This window comes from Arthrobacter sp. BE255, from assembly GCF_031457335.1.
Lineage (GTDB): Bacteria > Actinomycetota > Actinomycetes > Actinomycetales > Micrococcaceae > Arthrobacter.
Genome location: NZ_JAVDWK010000008.1, coordinates 98,528 through 113,639, shown reverse-complemented (window position 1 = coordinate 113,639; position 15,112 = coordinate 98,528). Strand labels below are relative to the sequence as shown.

Annotated in this window: 13 protein-coding genes; 7 read left to right on the top strand and 6 right to left on the bottom strand. The window is 67.6% G+C overall.

Features of this window, described 5'->3' with window-relative positions:
* Positions 1–8: 8 nt before the first annotated feature.
* Genes J2X42_RS14700 through J2X42_RS14690 form a run of 3 tightly spaced genes read right to left on the bottom strand, consistent with a single transcriptional unit; the run spans position 9 to position 2,199 of the window.
* Positions 9–638: a TetR family transcriptional regulator gene (locus tag J2X42_RS14700; protein ID WP_310166357.1), complete on the bottom strand. Its 630-nt coding sequence runs from the start codon at positions 636–638 to the stop codon at positions 9–11.
* Positions 635–1,378 (bottom strand): ABC transporter permease, encoded by a 744-nt coding sequence (locus tag J2X42_RS14695; RefSeq protein WP_310166517.1) that lies wholly within the window; start codon positions 1,376–1,378, stop codon positions 635–637. The genes J2X42_RS14700 and J2X42_RS14695 overlap by 4 nt, the downstream gene beginning before the upstream one ends.
* An 8-nt stretch (positions 1,379–1,386) precedes the next feature.
* Complete coding sequence (locus J2X42_RS14690; RefSeq protein ID WP_310166356.1) at positions 1,387–2,199, bottom strand: ABC transporter ATP-binding protein; 813 nt, start codon at positions 2,197–2,199, stop codon at positions 1,387–1,389.
* Positions 2,200–2,616: 417 nt separating this feature from the next.
* On the opposite strand from J2X42_RS14690, the gene J2X42_RS14685 reads away from it, so the two are divergent.
* The 3 genes from J2X42_RS14685 to J2X42_RS14675 all read left to right on the top strand — a co-directional run bounded on the left by J2X42_RS14685 (position 2,617) and on the right by J2X42_RS14675 (position 6,719).
* Positions 2,617–4,428 (top strand): proline--tRNA ligase, encoded by a 1,812-nt coding sequence (locus J2X42_RS14685; RefSeq protein WP_310166354.1) that lies wholly within the window; start codon positions 2,617–2,619, stop codon positions 4,426–4,428.
* A 9-nt stretch (positions 4,429–4,437) separates the two neighbouring features.
* Positions 4,438–5,232 carry a TSUP family transporter gene (locus J2X42_RS14680; RefSeq protein ID WP_310166351.1) on the top strand — a complete coding sequence of 265 codons (795 nt, stop codon included), beginning with the start codon at positions 4,438–4,440 and terminating at the stop codon, positions 5,230–5,232.
* Positions 5,233–5,321: 89 nt separating this feature from the next.
* Positions 5,322–6,719 (top strand): pyridoxal-dependent decarboxylase, encoded by a 1,398-nt coding sequence (locus J2X42_RS14675; protein ID WP_310166349.1) that lies wholly within the window; start codon positions 5,322–5,324, stop codon positions 6,717–6,719.
* Positions 6,720–6,724: 5 nt separating this feature from the next.
* Here J2X42_RS14675 and J2X42_RS14670 read toward each other — a convergent pair whose 3' ends face one another.
* From J2X42_RS14670 to J2X42_RS14660, 3 genes are read right to left on the bottom strand one after another with little or no spacing between them, the layout of a single operon-like run.
* Positions 6,725–7,750: an aminoglycoside phosphotransferase family protein gene (locus tag J2X42_RS14670; protein WP_310166347.1), complete on the bottom strand. Its 1,026-nt coding sequence runs from the start codon at positions 7,748–7,750 to the stop codon at positions 6,725–6,727.
* Positions 7,751–7,773: 23 nt separating this feature from the next.
* On the bottom strand, positions 7,774–8,541 hold the full coding sequence (locus tag J2X42_RS14665; protein WP_310166345.1) for a VIT1/CCC1 transporter family protein: 768 nt from the start codon (positions 8,539–8,541) through the stop codon (positions 7,774–7,776).
* 45 nt (positions 8,542–8,586) lie between these two features.
* Entirely contained in the window at positions 8,587–9,690 is a 1,104-nt protein-coding gene (locus J2X42_RS14660) for a DUF4439 domain-containing protein (RefSeq protein WP_310166343.1), read from the bottom strand.
* Positions 9,691–9,796: 106 nt separating this feature from the next.
* Between J2X42_RS14660 and rimP the strand changes: the two genes are divergently transcribed.
* The 4 genes from rimP (at position 9,797) to infB (ending at position 15,024) form a co-directional block, all read left to right on the top strand.
* The gene (gene rimP, locus J2X42_RS14655) at positions 9,797–10,411 is read left to right on the top strand and encodes a ribosome maturation factor RimP (RefSeq protein WP_310166340.1); all 615 of its coding nucleotides are present in this window, start codon (positions 9,797–9,799) and stop codon (positions 10,409–10,411) included.
* The gene (gene nusA, locus J2X42_RS14650) at positions 10,411–11,391 is read left to right on the top strand and encodes a transcription termination factor NusA (RefSeq protein WP_310166338.1); all 981 of its coding nucleotides are present in this window, start codon (positions 10,411–10,413) and stop codon (positions 11,389–11,391) included. Before rimP ends, nusA begins: the two co-directional genes overlap by 1 nt.
* Before the next feature lie 190 nt (positions 11,392–11,581).
* Positions 11,582–11,944 (top strand): YlxR family protein, encoded by a 363-nt coding sequence (locus tag J2X42_RS14645; RefSeq protein WP_310166336.1) that lies wholly within the window; start codon positions 11,582–11,584, stop codon positions 11,942–11,944.
* 152 nt (positions 11,945–12,096) lie between these two features.
* Complete coding sequence (infB, locus tag J2X42_RS14640) at positions 12,097–15,024, top strand: translation initiation factor IF-2 (RefSeq protein WP_310166335.1); 2,928 nt, start codon at positions 12,097–12,099, stop codon at positions 15,022–15,024.
* Positions 15,025–15,112: the final 88 nt, after the last annotated feature.

The following is a 15,112-nucleotide window of genomic DNA, read 5'->3' as shown; positions in this document are numbered from 1 at the left end:
ACTCCGGGTCAGTGCATACCGAGCTCTCCGGTGAGGTAGCGCTGGACGTTCGGAGCCACCAGCCGCACTACTTCTTCCGGTGACGCCGAGGCCAGCGGCTCCAGCCTGACCACGTAACGGACCAGCATCACGCCCACGACCTGCGTGGCCACCAGGTTTCCCCGCAGGGCCACTTCCTCCGGCGGGCCGGGCACACCGGCCATGATGCGGCTGATGACGGTCCGGGTCACCACTTCCCGCAGCAGCAGGGTCTTGGCCCTGGATCCGATGGTGCCGCGGATGAATGCCACAAGGCTGTGTTGGGCCGGGCTCTCCCACAGCTTCAGCACTGCCCGGACAATGGCCTCCGCACGGTGTTCGGGGTCGTGCTGGTCCACACCTTCCAGCACCCGGGCAGGGTCCGCCGGCAATGCCACGCTCAGGGCGAAGAGCTCATCCTTGCCCTTGAAAAAGTGGTGGATCATGGCCGGGTCAACACTGGCCTCCCGGGCAATCTGCCGAAGGCTCGTGCCGTCGAACCCGTGCTCGGCGAAGAGCCGGCGGGCTGTGGCCAGGATGTGCTCCCGGGACTCAGTTGCCCCTTCGCGCCGCCCCCTACGGCCGGATCCCGGCTTCCGGGCCGCCTGCGTGCCGCTCATGCGGTCTGCCGCCGCAGTGTGAGGGAAGCCAGCACCAGTACTCCGAGGACGATTGCCAGCATGGTGCCGGCGTCTGACCACAGCTGGTCCGTGGCTTCGGCGTTGGCCGCGATCTCCTGCAGTGCGTCCACGGAAAAGGTCAGCGGCAGGACATTGGAAATGGACTCCAGGACCTCATTCATCCGGTCGCGGGCAACGAACAGTCCGCACAGGAGAATCTGTGGCACCACCACCACCGGCATGAACTGGACGGCCTGGAATTCAGTCCTGGCGAACGCCGAACACAGCAGCCCCAGCGCCACACCCAGGACGGCGTTGATCACCGCGACCATGACAACCAGGCCGGGGCTGCCTTTGATGTCAAGGTCAAAGATCCAGTAGGCCACAGCCGTGGCAACCAGCGACTGCAGGGCAGCCATGATGGAAAACGCCAGCCCATAGCCGAACAGCAGGTCTGCCTTGTGGATGGGCGTAGTCAGGAGCCGCTCCAGGGTCCCGGACGTCCGTTCCCGCAGCATGGTGATGGAGGTGACCAGGAACATCACCACAAACGGGAAGATGGCCAGCATCATCAGGCCCACCCGGTCGAAGGTCCTGGGCACGCCGGGCGGAAGGGTCTCGTTCTGGTACAGGAAGTAGACCGCCGTCAGCAGCAGCGCCGGGACCACCAGGATCAGGGCAACACTGCGGTGGTCATGCCGCAACTGGTCCAGGACCCGCCGGGCCGTGGCGAGCATCATCACCGGGTTCATGACCGCACCGTCCTTTCCGGGGTTGCGTTGCTTTCGGCCTCAACGCCCGAAGCCGCCGCGCCTTCCGCCTCACGGATGATGTGCAGGAACGCCCTCTCCAAGTCAGCGCTGTGGCCGCGGCTGCTGAGTTCCGCCGGGGTCAGCTGGGCCAGCAGCCTGCCTTCGCGCAGCAGGAGCAGGGAACTGCAGTGGCTGGCCTCCTCCATCACGTGGCTGGACACCAGCAGCGTTGTGCCGGCCTCGGCCATGGATCTGAAGCGGTCCCAGAGATCCGCCCGGAGCACCGGGTCAAGGCCCACGGTGGGTTCGTCGAGGACCAGCAGCCGGGGGTGCGAAACCAGGGCGCATGCCAGCGACACGCGGCTGAGCTGGCCGCCGGAAAGGTCGGCAGTCTTTTGGCGCGCCTGCTGTTCAAGGCCGACGGCGGCAATCGCCTCGGCTGCGTCGGCCCGCCCTTTCCGGTGCATCGCCCCGAAGTAGCGGACATTGGCCTCCACGGTCAGGTCCGGATAGACGCTGGGGGACTGGGTCACGTAGCCCACGCGGTGCCTGAGCGAGGGATGTCCGGCCGGAAGGCCCAGCACGGTCACGGACCCTGAGCTCAGCCGCTGGACTCCCACGATGGCCCGCATCAGGGTGGTCTTGCCGCTCCCCGAGGGCCCCAGCAGGCCGGTGATCCGCCCTGCTGGGATAGCGAAGTCCAGGCCCCGGAGGACGGGTACCTTTCCCCGGGTCACATGCAGGGAGCTCGTGGCCACGGCCACGTCATCTCGGGAGGCTGCCGAGGCCGCTGCTGCTGAGTGGGACATGACTGCCTCCGAGTGCCGTGTCTTTAATTCATCATTTGATGAATTAAAGCTAAGCCCGTCAAGTGGAGCAGTCAACAACTTCGATTTGATGAAACCCCTTGTCATTGTGGCGGCAATCACATAGGTTCGATCTAGCTGCGCTGGAGTGGGGTGGACGGTCTCACCAGTCCTCACCAGTAATCAACGGCGTTATCGGCAAGAAGAGCCACGTACGGATGCAATGACCAGCCCGAATGGGGGGCCAGGGGCTTTGCAGCACCGGACGTGGCTCTTCGCTGTCCAGGGCCCGGGAGCTTGGCGGCGGGATGCCGGCCGCGGACGCCGCGGGGGAAGATGGGCTTTGCCGGTAGATTAGTACCCAGAAGAATTGCCCGGCCCTGCTTCCAGCAGCCATTCCCCAGAAACGGATACCGCCCCGTGGTCACAAGACTGTCCCAGCTTTTCCTGCGCACCCTGCGTGAAGATCCCGTCGACGCCGAAGTGGCCAGCCACCGGCTCCTGGTCCGGGCCGGCTACATCCGGCGTGCGGCACCCGGCATCTACACCTGGCTGCCGCTCGGGCTCAGCGTGCTGCGCAAGGTCGAAGCCGTCATCCGCGAGGAAATGGCCGCGATCGGCGCCCAGGAAGTCCATTTCCCGGCCCTGCTGCCCCGCGAACCCTACGAGGCAACCAACCGCTGGACCGAGTACGGCGAGGGCCTGTTCCGGCTCCAGGACCGCAAGGGCGCCGACTACCTCCTGGCCCCCACCCACGAGGAGATGTTCACCCTCCTGGTCAAGGACCTGTACTCCTCGTACAAGGACCTGCCGCTGAGCCTCTACCAGATCCAGAACAAGTACCGCGATGAGGCGCGGCCCAGGGCAGGCCTGCTGCGCGGCCGCGAGTTCATCATGAAGGACTCGTACTCCTTCGACGTGGACGACGCCGGCCTGGACGCAAGCTACGCCGCGCACCGCGGCGCCTACCTCCGCATCTTCGAACGGCTGGGCCTGGAAGTCGTCCCTGTCGCCGCCACCGCCGGCGCCATGGGCGGGTCCAAGAGCGAGGAGTTCCTGCACCCCACCGAGATCGGCGAGGACACCTTCGTGCGGTCCGCCGGCGGCTACGCAGCCAACGTCGAGGCCGTCACCACAGTGGTCCCGGCGGACATCGACTTCGCGGATGCACCGGCAGCGGAAGTGCTGGATACCCCTGATACGCCCACCATCGACACTCTGGTGGCCGCATCCAACGAACTGGCTCCCCGCAGCGAGGCCGACGGCGGCGCCTGGACTGCCGCGGACACCCTCAAGAATGTGGTCCTCGCCGTCACCCTGCCCACCGGTGAGCGCCAGCTCGTGGTCATCGGCCTGCCGGGCGACCGCGGCGTTGACCTGAAGCGCGTCGAAGCCAACATCGGCTCCTTCCTGCCCATCGCCGGCGAAATCGGCCTGGAAGCAGCCAACGACGACGACCTCAAGAAGCAGCCCCTCATCGTCAAGGGCTACCTGGGCCCCGGCCTGACGGTGGACGAACCCCTGCTGGGCAGCGAAAGCGCCACCAAGCTCCTGTACCTCGTTGATCCCCGCGTTGTCAGCGGCACTGCCTGGGTCACGGGGGCCAACGAGGCCGGCAAGCACGTGTTCGGCCTCGTGGCCGGCCGCGACTTCACCTGGGACGGCGTCATCGAATGCACCGACGTCCGCGAAGGCGATCCCGCACCGGACGGCTCCGGTCCGCTGGAGATCGCCCGCGGCATCGAGATGGGCCACATCTTCCAGCTCGGCCGCAAGTACGCCGCGGCCCTGGAGCTGAAGGTCCTGGACCAGAACGGCAAGCAGGTTGTGGTCACGATGGGTTCCTACGGCGTGGGCGTCACCCGTGCCGTCGCCGCCCTGGCCGAGTCCAACCACGACGACAGGGGACTGGTCTGGCCCCGGGCCGTGGCACCGGCCGACGTCCACGTGGTGGCTGTCGGCAAGGGCGAAGAGATCTTCGCGGCAGCCGAAAAGCTGGCACTGGATCTTGAGGCCGCAGGCCTGGACGTCATCTACGACGACCGTCCGAAGGTATCCCCGGGCGTTAAATTCGGGGATGCCGAACTCGTGGGCGTCCCCACCATCCTGGCTGTCGGCAGGGGACTGGTGGACGGCGTCGTGGAAATCAAGGACCGCCGCAGCGGCGAGGCGGAGAACGTTGCCGTGGACAAGGCGGTGGACTACGTGGTCACCGCTGTCCGCAACAGCTGACCCGCGGCGTTGGTCTCGGGTTTCGAGTCGATCCAGCTCACCACCCTCATCCTGATCGTGGTAGCTGGATTCGCTGCCGGCTGGGTGGACGCGGTGGTGGGCGGGGGCGGACTGATCCAGCTCCCTGCCCTGCTCCTGGTACCGGGCATCACCCCCGTCCAGGCGCTTGCCACCAACAAGATGGGCTCGATTTTCGGGACCACCACCAGTGCTGTCACCTACTACGGACGGGTCAAGCCGGACCTGAAAACGGCACTGCCCATGGCGGCGATCGCCCTGGCCGGCAGCTTCGGCGGGGCGGTGCTGGCCGCCACGCTGCCAGCCAGCGTGTTCAAACCCATCATCGTGGCGGCGCTGGTCGCCGTCGCGCTTTTTACGGCGCTGAAGCCCAACGTCGGTGACATCACCGTGCTGCGCCACGACGGGCACACACATTACGTGGTGGCGTGCATGATCGGGGCGGTGATCGGCTTCTACGACGGCCTGATCGGCCCGGGCACCGGATCGTTCCTGGTCATCGCCCTGGTCTCGGCGATGGGGTACGCCTTCCTGGAGGCCAGCGCCAAGGCCAAGATCGTCAACATGGCCACCAACGCCGGAGCGCTGCTGTTCTTCCTGCCCCACGGCTCGCTGCTGTGGGGCGTAGGCCTGCTGCTGGGCGCGGCCAACATGGCGGGCGGATACCTGGGAGCCCGCACCGCAGTCAAGCAGGGGAGCCGCTTCGTCCGGATCGTGTTCCTGGTGGTGGTGGGCGCCCTGATCATCAAACTCGGCTACGACGTCTGGGTCGAAAACTTCGCCTAGGAGCCCAGGGCTGCTCCACCGTCACAGCCTGCTGCTGCGTCAGGCCTCACGCCCTCGTGGCAGGGACCGCGGAGGCGTACCATGCTGCTATGTCAGCTGCCGCTGGACAGTACTCCGAGGCCTTATCAGCCGCAGCCCGCCACGCCCAGGACTGGCTGGCGAGCCTGCCGGACCGGCACGTCGGCCCGGCGCTGGCTGCCCACGACCTCGCGGACGCATTCGCCGGACCCCTGCCCCAAGCCGGCATGCCCGCCGCCGAGGTAGTGGACTACCTCGCGCTTAAAGCGGAACCGGGACTGATGGCCATGCCCTCCGGCCGCTTCTTCGGCTGGGTCATCGGCGGGACCCTGCCAGCCGCGCTGGCGGCCGACTGGCTCGTCAGCGCCTGGGACCAGAACGCCGTGCTCCGTGTTTCCGCGCCGGCCATGGCGGCAATCGAGGACGCGGCCGGCAGATGGCTCGTGGACCTCCTGGGCCTACCCGAAGGATCCGACGTCGGCTTTGTCACCGGAGCGACGATGGCCAACTTCGCCGGCCTGGCCGCCGCCCGCCGGAGCCTGCTCGCCGACACCGGGTGGGATTTGGAACGCGACGGGCTGTTCGGCGCCCCCCGCATCCGCTGCCTTGTGGGCCAGGAACGCCATGATTCGGTTGATCTGGCCCTGAGGTACCTGGGCCTGGGGCGGCCGGCCACCGTAGCGTCGGACCGGCAGGGCAGGATCCGCACCGACGAGCTGGACCGGCAGCTGTCCGCAGGCTCCGGTCCGGCGCTCGTCTGCCTGCAGGCGGGGAACCTGCACTCAGGAGCCTTCGACCCCTTCGTCGAGGCCGTCGGCGTTGCAAAGGCCCACGGCGCGTGGGTCCACGTGGACGGGGCTTTCGGGCTCTGGGCCGCCGCCGTGCCGGAGCTTGACGCGCTGACCGCCGGGATGGACCTGGCGGACTCCTGGGCCAGTGACGCGCACAAGACCCTCAATGTTCCCTACGACTGCGGCATAGCCGTAGTCAGGGATGCCGCTGCCCTGCGCTCGGCCATGGGCGTTCAGGCCAGCTACCTGATCCGGGCTGCGGATGGTGCGGCCGACCCGCACGAAAAAGTCCCCGAGCTCTCGCGCCGGGCCCGCGGCGTGCCGGTCTGGGCGGCGCTCCGTTCCCTGGGCAGGGACGGCGTGGCAGCCCAGGTCCGCGGACTCGCCGACGCTGCATCGAAGATCGGCGCCCGGCTGGCAGCAGTGGACGGCATCGAGGTGCTCAACGATGTGGACTACACGCAGGTGTCGCTCGCGTTCGGCGACGACGCCACCACCAGGGCCGTGACGGCGAAGGTCATCGAGGACGGCAGGGTATGGATGTCCGGTTCGCGGTGGCAGGGCAGGGACGTCCTGCGCATCTCCGTCAGCAATTGGAGCACGGACACGGACGACGTCGGCACGGCAGTTGATGCCGTCAGCTCCGCGTACGGGGCGGTGCGGGCGGGCAACGGCTGACGCCGTCAGCTTGCGGGCTGTGCCTGTCCCGGTTCCGGGAGTGAATGCGCGGACGGAAGCCCGTCCAGCGTCCGGCCGGCCAGGGTGCTGGCCACCCACAGCGAGCGCGCCAGGTCCCCTTCGTGATGCGGGCGGCCAGCGTAGGACAGGGCGTTCTCCACTTCACGGGCGACGCTCCACTGGCGGGCCACCTCAGCGTCCAGGCCTGCCGCTTCGCTGAAGTTACGGCAGCGTTCGCGCAGTCCCGCCTGAGGGTCTGTTCGCGGCAGGTCCGTCATCCTGTTCCAGAGCAGCGGCGCTACGGCGAATTCGGGCTCGCCGATCATGGGCTGCGGGTCGATGGCGGCGAACCCTGATCCGTCCTGGACCGCGGTCCGGGCGAGGATGTTCAGGTAATGGAAGTCGGTGTGCACCAGGACATCGCGTCCGGAGCGGCGACCCACGGCGCCGCGGGTCTGGCAGACTTCCAGGGCAGCTTCGAGCAGCCAGCGAGGAAACGGCCGGCCCTGCTGCTCCCAGTCGGCCGGCAGGTCATCGCTCCACTGTTCGGCGCGCCCGGCGATGTGGTCGAATTCCTGCCACTGCGGGCGGTGATCGGGTACCAGGCTCAACTGCCGGACCAGCCCGCCCCAGACGGTCACTGCTTCATCCATGGGGACGTTCTGCAGCGAGCAGTCCGCATCCAGCCGCTCCAGCAGCATGGAGCAGGTTCCGGCGTCGGACTCCAGCAGCCGGACGGCACCATGCCCCGCCCACAGCTCCAGGGCGTGCCGCTCGACGCGGGCTTCGTCGTGCGGAAAGGCGACTTTGAGGGCGGCAGGAGTTCCGTCATTCCGCCGGACGGGGACCACCACGCCGCCGTGGCCGTTCCACGGCCCGGCGCCTGGAGCCAGATCAAGCGCAAGGTCCCAGCGCTCCATCCGGTCGGACAGCAAAGCAGGCAGTGAAACCAGCCACGCCCGGCCGGCGCTGCTTCGGCTGTACCTTGTGGCGAGGTCTGCAGGTATCGGCACCCGGGTTTGCTGGTTCATCAGCTCCACCCTAGTTGACGTGGCTACACGACTCCGCTGGCGCCGAGCAGGTTGCCGATAGTGAACGTTGCCGCCAGGGCCAGCGCACCGCCCACCACCACCCGGACGGCGGCCCGCATTTTGGAACCTCCGCCGATCCCGGCCCCCAGTGCGCCTGTCAGCGCCAGCGCTGCCAGTACCGTGCCGAATGTCAGGGGAACCCGGATGTCCTGCGGTGGCAGGAGGATGGCCAGCATCGGCAGGACCGCGCCGATGGTGAACGCCACCGCCGAGGCGAAGGCGGCGTGCCAGGGGCTGACGATGTCCGCCTCGTCAATGTTGAGTTCAGCCGAGAGATGGGCCGCCAGCGCGTTGTGTTCGGTCAGTTCCACCGCCACCTTGCGGGCCGTTTCGGGGCTGAGGCCCTTGTCCTGGTAGATCGCGGCCAGCTCGGCGAGTTCTTCCTCCGGCTCTTCGGCGAGCTCCCGGCGTTCCTTTTCGATCAGCGCCTTCTGGCTGTCGCTCTGGCTGCTCACTGAGACGTATTCGCCCAGGGCCATCGAGACGGCGCCGCCCACCAGGCCTGCGGCGCCCGCGGCGAGGATAGGTCCGGTGTCCGCCGTAGCGCCTGCCACGCCCACCACAATGGCGGCCACGGAGACGATCCCGTCGTTGGCGCCCAATACACCGGCGCGCAGCCAGTTCAGGCGCTGGGCCACATCGTTGTCGTGGGGCTCGGTTTCAAGGTGGCGGTGCAGATCCTTGTTGTCCGGCGGAAAGCCCGCCCGGTCCGCCTGCTCCTGGGAATCCATGGAATCAGCAAACCATCACTTGGACGCCGTCGCCAGTGGCGTGTCCTACGTCGCTGCGGGAGATGCGGCGGGTGCGGCGTCTTCCGGCACGTCCGGCAAGGCGGGAAGCTGGGACCCATCCAGGGCGAGGCCCGGAACAGGCCCGGGATCCCCTCCCCAGCTGACCGTCCTCCGCGCAGCCGCCAGGAGGGCTGAGACGGCCCATCCACGGGCAGGGGCGGCGCTCAACGCCACGACATCCCCGAAAGCTGTCAGGGTCCCTGACTCCAGCCGTGCCAGCCCCGCGGCCGGCGCGGCCAGGAATGCCGCATCAAGGACGTATCCGGGCGGCGTCGGCGGAACGGCTGCACACTCCATGGCCGCGTACGCCTCAGCTTCGTCCGCCAGGTCCAGGTGTTCGGCCAGCAGGCTGGAGGCCTGGGCCGCGGCTGCCGGGTCGAGGCGTGACAGCGCAGCCTGGTAGCCGTAAACAGCCTGATGTTCTGCGTCCAGGACGGCCGTCAGGGCCGGGCCCGCGCCAGCGCCGGCGCCCTGGTCGGCGCGTTCGCCATCAGCTCCGCCTGACGGCCCGGCACCGGTGCACCGTGAAGCGGGTGAGGGTGGCGCGGAAGGTCTTGCAGGCAACTGCCAGCCGGGCAGCGAGGCCGCCGGAACCCCGGCGAGGGCTGCGACGTCACCGGCGGCCAGCAACTGTGCCGCGCCGGTACCGGCGAGAAGGCGGGCCACGCCGCCGTCGGCCTCCAGCGCGTCGGTGAGGCGCGTGGCACCGCTGGTGGAAAGGGCGGTAGCCAGTTCGGCTAACGAGACCGGTCCGGGCGTCGCCGAAGCGGCAGGGGTGTCGCCGGGCAGCAGCAGGGCCCTCGCCTGGATGGTCAGCAAAGTCACAGTACTGTCCAGCGCAGCAGCGCCGCCGGGCCCTCCATCGCCGGCGTCGGCTTCCGCCAACGCCTGCCCGGCAGCCCTCAGCGCCAGGGCGTCGGCCAGCGCCGCGGCCCGGGCACGCTCCGAAAAAGGCGTTTCCGCAGGTGCAGGGGGCTGGCGGGGGATGAGGGCCATGCCCAGGCTCACCACCAGGAGGGCTGTGAGCGAAAAAACGGCGTACCGGAAATACCGCCTGCGGGCGCTGATTTCGGTGCTGTCGTCTTTCACAACAGACCATGTTGTCACGCCGGAGGGCAAACTCGGTGCACCACTGCGCGCGGAAAATCGCTAGGCTAGTAGTCACAACATCATCTATCGGGAGGCGGCCGGCATCGTGAGTAATGCAGAAGCCACGACTTCATCAGACCGTACCGGAACGGGTAGGGCTGACGTCGCGCCTGCCTACAATCCGGAAGCTGCAAGGCTGCGGGCCCTACTTGAACCGGCGGTCCAGGCCAATCGCCTGTACCTTGAGGATGTCTCCATCATCCCTGGTTCGCATCGGGTGGTCCACGTGGTGGTGGACCTGCCGCAGGAAGAGACCGGCGGTGTGAACCTTGACGTCATCGCGGACATCTCCAGGGTCCTGTCCGACGTACTGGACAACGATCCTGACGACGACGGCCGGCCGTACGACCTCGAGGTTTCCTCGCCCGGCGTCGGACGTCCGCTGACGGAAGAGCGCCACTGGCACCGGGCCCGCGGGCGCATGGTCAAAGTCAACGTTGTCCAGGGCGACAACGTCACCGGCAGGGTCAAAGCTGTGGACGACTCCGGCGTGACCCTCGTCCCGGAAATCGCCGTCAAGAAGGGCATGAAGCCCAAGCAGGGCGACCCCGTAACACTTCCTTTCGACAGGATCCGCAACGGAAAAGTCGAGATCGAATTCAGCCACCTCGATGAGGCCGGTCTGGAACCTGAGCACAATGGACCTTCTGAGGAGGCCTGATGGATATTGACATGAGCGCACTGAGACTTCTGGAGCGTGAGCGTGAAATCCCGCTGGACCTCCTGATCCCCACCATTGAGCAGGCGCTCCTGGTGGCTTACCACAAGTCGCCCGGAGCCTTCGAGAAGGCACGCGCGGAACTGGACCGCAAGAGCGGGCACGTGACCATCTGGGCTGTGGAGATCGACGACGACGGCGCCCCCATCGGCGAGTTCGAGGATACGCCGGCCGGGTTCGGCCGCATCGCGGCCAGCACTGCACGCCAGATCATCCTCCAGCGCCTCCGGGACGTTGAGGACGACGCCGTCCTGGGCGAATTCAAGGGCCGGGAGGGTGAACTCGTTGCCGGGCTCATCCAGCAGGGCAACAACCCGCACATGATCCAGGTCAACCTGGGCTCCGTGGAAGCGCTGCTGCCGCCGCCCGAGCAGGTGCCGGGGGAGAAGTACACCCACGGGAACCGGCTCCGCGCCCTGGTCATCGACGTCCACCGCGGCACCAAGGGCCCGTCCGTCACGCTGTCCCGTTCACACCCGGGCCTGGTCCGGAAGCTCTTCGAACTGGAAGTCCCGGAAATCGCGGACCGTTCCGTGGAAATCGTGGCACTGGCCCGCGAAGCCGGCCACCGTACCAAGATTGCCGTCAAGGCAAACACCCAGGGCATCAACGCCAAGGGCGCCTGCATCGGCGAAATGGGTTCCCGCGTGCGGGCAGTCATGACCGAACTGAATGACGAAAAGATCGATATCGTCGACTTCAGCGAGGACCCGGCGACTTTCATCGCCAGCGCACTGTCGCCGTCGCGTGTGAATTCCGTCACGATCATCGACGAAGCGACCCGCTCGGCCCGCGTTGTTGTTCCGGACTACCAGCTCTCACTGGCCATCGGCAAGGAGGGCCAGAACGCCCGCCTGGCAGCCAAGCTGACCGGTTGGCGGATCGACATCGTCTCGGACGCCGCCGCGCCGCGCGATAACTGACCGTTGCCCGGTGCGCCAACCGACGGCCGGTGCCGTCGGTTGAAGCGCCGGGTTTCGGGCAGAACCGCCCCGAGGGGCTAGAATAGACATTGACCGCGCCTAACGGCCGGTATCCGTGCGCCCTTGCGTGCCCTCCCTGCAGTTCGCTGTGGCGGGCAGGCATGGGCAGACAGCTAGGTACGTCAGGAAGATGCTCACCGTGGCAGAAGTGCTTCACAGCGAGAATCAACCGCAGCGTACCTGCATCGGATGCCGGAAGAAAGGTTCGCGGTCGGAGCTGCTCCGGCTCGTGGCTGATGCCAGCGGTTCATCCGCTGTTTTGGTCGATGAACGACGCCGGATGGCTGGCCGGGGTGCATGGCTGCACCCCAGCGAATCGTGCCTGGCCCTGGCGGTCAAACGGCGAGCATTCGGACGTGCCCTCAAGGGCGCAACCGAAAGCGCCGCCGTCGAACGCCGGATCAAGGCGGGCACGGGCGCTGAAGGCCCGCTGTGGGTACCTCCGGTAGCTGCAGCAACAACCGTCCAACCTGAAAGCGGGTCAGAAAACTGATGGAAACCCGATGAGTTCCCAGCGATGAGTGCGCAACGATGACAACTTTGTTGCGCTCTGCAATGGGCCCTTCTGCTGCACTCGCGGCGAGGGCCCGCAGTAAGAAGTAGACGGTTCGTGCCTGGCTCGGTGCGGACCGAGACAGGAGAAATGTGGCCAAGGTCCGCGTACACGAGCTCGCTAAAGAGCTCGGTATTACTTCCAAAGATGCAGTGACAAAACTGCAGGAACTGGGCGAATTCGTTCGCTCCGCCTCTTCCACCATTGAGGCCCCGGTGGTGCGGAAACTCCGCAACGCCTACCCCGACGCCGCGGCAAAGTCCGCAGCTCCGGCAGCCGCGCCCAAGGCGCCTGCCCCGTCGGCAGAAACACGACCCGCAGCACCTGCTCCGGGTCCCGCAGCTCCCAAAGCCCCGGCACCTGCCGCTGCAGCCCCCGTGGCCGCAGCGCCTGTAGCCCCGGCTGCACCCGCCGCTCCGGCTGCTCCTGCAGCAGCGGCACCCGCTGCGCCGGCTCCGGCCGCCAGCGCTCCCTCCACCGGGGCCAAGCCCGGTGCGCGTCCGGCCCCCAAGGCTGAAACCCCCGCCGCGCCGGCCCGCTCAGGCGGATCGTCGCAGGGCGGCTCTGCGCCGCGCCCCGGCGGCCCCCGCCCGGGCAACAACCCGTTCGCCACGTCCCAGGGCATGCCCCGCGGCCGTGGTGGCGACGGCGAACGTGGAGAACGCGCGCCTCGTCCGGGCAACAACCCGTTCGCTACCTCGCAGGGCATGCCCCGTCCGGGTGGAAGCCGCACCGAGGGTGAGCGTCCCGGTGGTCCGCGTCCGGCAGCCGGTGCGGGCGGTCCCCGTCCCGGTGGTCCGCGTCCCGCAGCCGGTGCGGGCGGTCCCCGTCCCGGTGGTCCGCGTCCCGCAGCCGGTGCGGGCGGTCCCCGTCCCGCAGGTGCCGGTGGAAACCGTCCTACTCCGGGCATGATGCCCAACCGCACTGAGCGTCCTGCACCCGCAGGCGCAGGTGCAGGCCGTCCCGGTGGCGGCGGCCGTGGCCCCGGACGCCCGGGCGGCGCTCCCGGTACCGGTGCCCCCGGTGCCGGCGGCGGCGCTCCGGCCGGCGGTGGCTTCGGCAAGGGTGGCCGCGGTCGCGGTGGCACCCAGGGTGCATTCGGCAAGGGCGGCGCAGGCCGCGGCAAGCAGCGCAAGTCGAAGCGTGCCAAGCGCCAGGAACTCGAGCAGATGAGTGCTCCGTCGCTGGGTGGCGTGAGCGTCCCCCGTGGCGACGGCAGCACCGTCATCCGGCTCCGCCGCGGTTCGTCCATCACGGACTTTGCCGACAAGATCGAGGCAAACCCCGCAGCACTGGTCACCGTCCTCTTCCACCTGGGCGAAATGGCCACGGCCACGCAGTCACTGGATGAGGAAACCTTCGCCCTGCTGGGCGAGGAGCTTGGCTACAAGCTCCAGGTCGTCTCGCCGGAGGACGAGGAGCGCGAGCTGCTCTCCACCTTCGACATCGACTTTGAAGCAGAGCTCGAAGCCGAAGGCGACGAAGACCTCGAGGCACGTCCTCCTGTTGTCACCGTCATGGGCCACGTCGACCACGGTAAGACCCGCCTGCTTGACGCCATCCGCAAGTCCGACGTTATGGCGGGCGAGCACGGCGGCATCACGCAGCACATCGGTGCCTACCAGGTCACGCACACCCACGAAGGCGAAGACCGCAAGATCACCTTCATCGATACTCCGGGCCACGAGGCGTTCACCGCCATGCGTGCCCGTGGTGCGAAGGTCACCGACATCGCCATCCTGGTGGTCGCAGCGGACGACGGCGTTATGCCGCAGACCGTTGAGGCCCTCAACCACGCGCAGGCAGCAAACGTGCCGATCGTGGTGGCCGTGAACAAGATCGACAAGGAAGGCGCCAACCCGGACAAGGTCCGCGGCCAGCTGACCGAGTACGGCCTGGTTCCCGAAGAATACGGTGGCGACACCATGTTCGTGGAGGTCTCTGCCCGCCAGAACCTCAACATCGACGAGCTGCTCGAGGCCGTCCTGCTCACCGCAGACGCCGCCCTGGACATGCGCGCCAACCCGAACAAGGACGCCCGCGGTATCGCGATCGAAGCCAACCTGGACAAGGGCCGCGGTTCCGTGGCCACCGTCCTGGTGCAGTCCGGCTCACTGCGTGTCGGCGACACGATTGTGGCAGGTACGGCCCACGGCCGCGTCCGTGCCATGTTCGACGACGACGGCAGCGCCCTGACCGAGGCCGGCCCGTCCCGCCCCGTGCAGGTTCTGGGTCTGTCCAACGTGCCGCGCGCCGGCGACACCTTCTTTGTGACCGCTGACGAGCGCACCGCCCGCCAGATCGCCGAGAAGCGTGAAGCAGCCGACCGCAACGCCGCACTCGCCAAGCGCCGCAAGCGCATCAGCCTGGAAGACTTCGACCAGGCCGTGGCCGATGGCAAGATCGACACCCTCAACCTCATCCTCAAGGGTGACGTGTCCGGTGCCGTGGAAGCCCTCGAAGACGCACTGCTCAAGATCGACGTCGGCGAAGGCGTGCAGCTGCGCGTCATCCACCGCGGCGTTGGTGCCATCACGCAGAACGACGTCAACCTGGCGACGGTCGACAGCGCCGTCATCATCGGCTTCAACGTCAAGCCCGCCGAGCGTGTTGCCGAACTGGCAGACCGCGAAGGCGTGGACATGCGCTTCTACTCCGTCATCTACTCAGCAATCGATGACATCGAGATGGCCCTCAAGGGCATGCTCAAGCCGGAGTACGAAGAGGTCCAGCTTGGCACCGCCGAGGTCCGCGAAGTGTTCCGTTCCTCCAAGTTCGGCAACATCGCAGGTTCCATCGTTCGCTCGGGCATCATCCGACGCAACACGAAGGCACGCATCAGCCGCGACGGCAAGATCATCGGCGACAACCTCACCGTTGAGACGCTCAAGCGCTTCAAGGACGACGCCACCGAGGTCCGCACGGACTTCGAGTGTGGTATCGGTCTTGGCTCGTTCAACGACATCACCGAAGGCGACATCATCGAGACCTTCGAGATGCGCGAAAAGCCGCGCGTCTAGGTTGTCTTAGCGTTACAGGTGCGGGGCCGTTGGGTTTTTCCCGGCGGCCCCGCCCGCTGCACTCCGCGATTGAGGGGGCCCCGCCCCT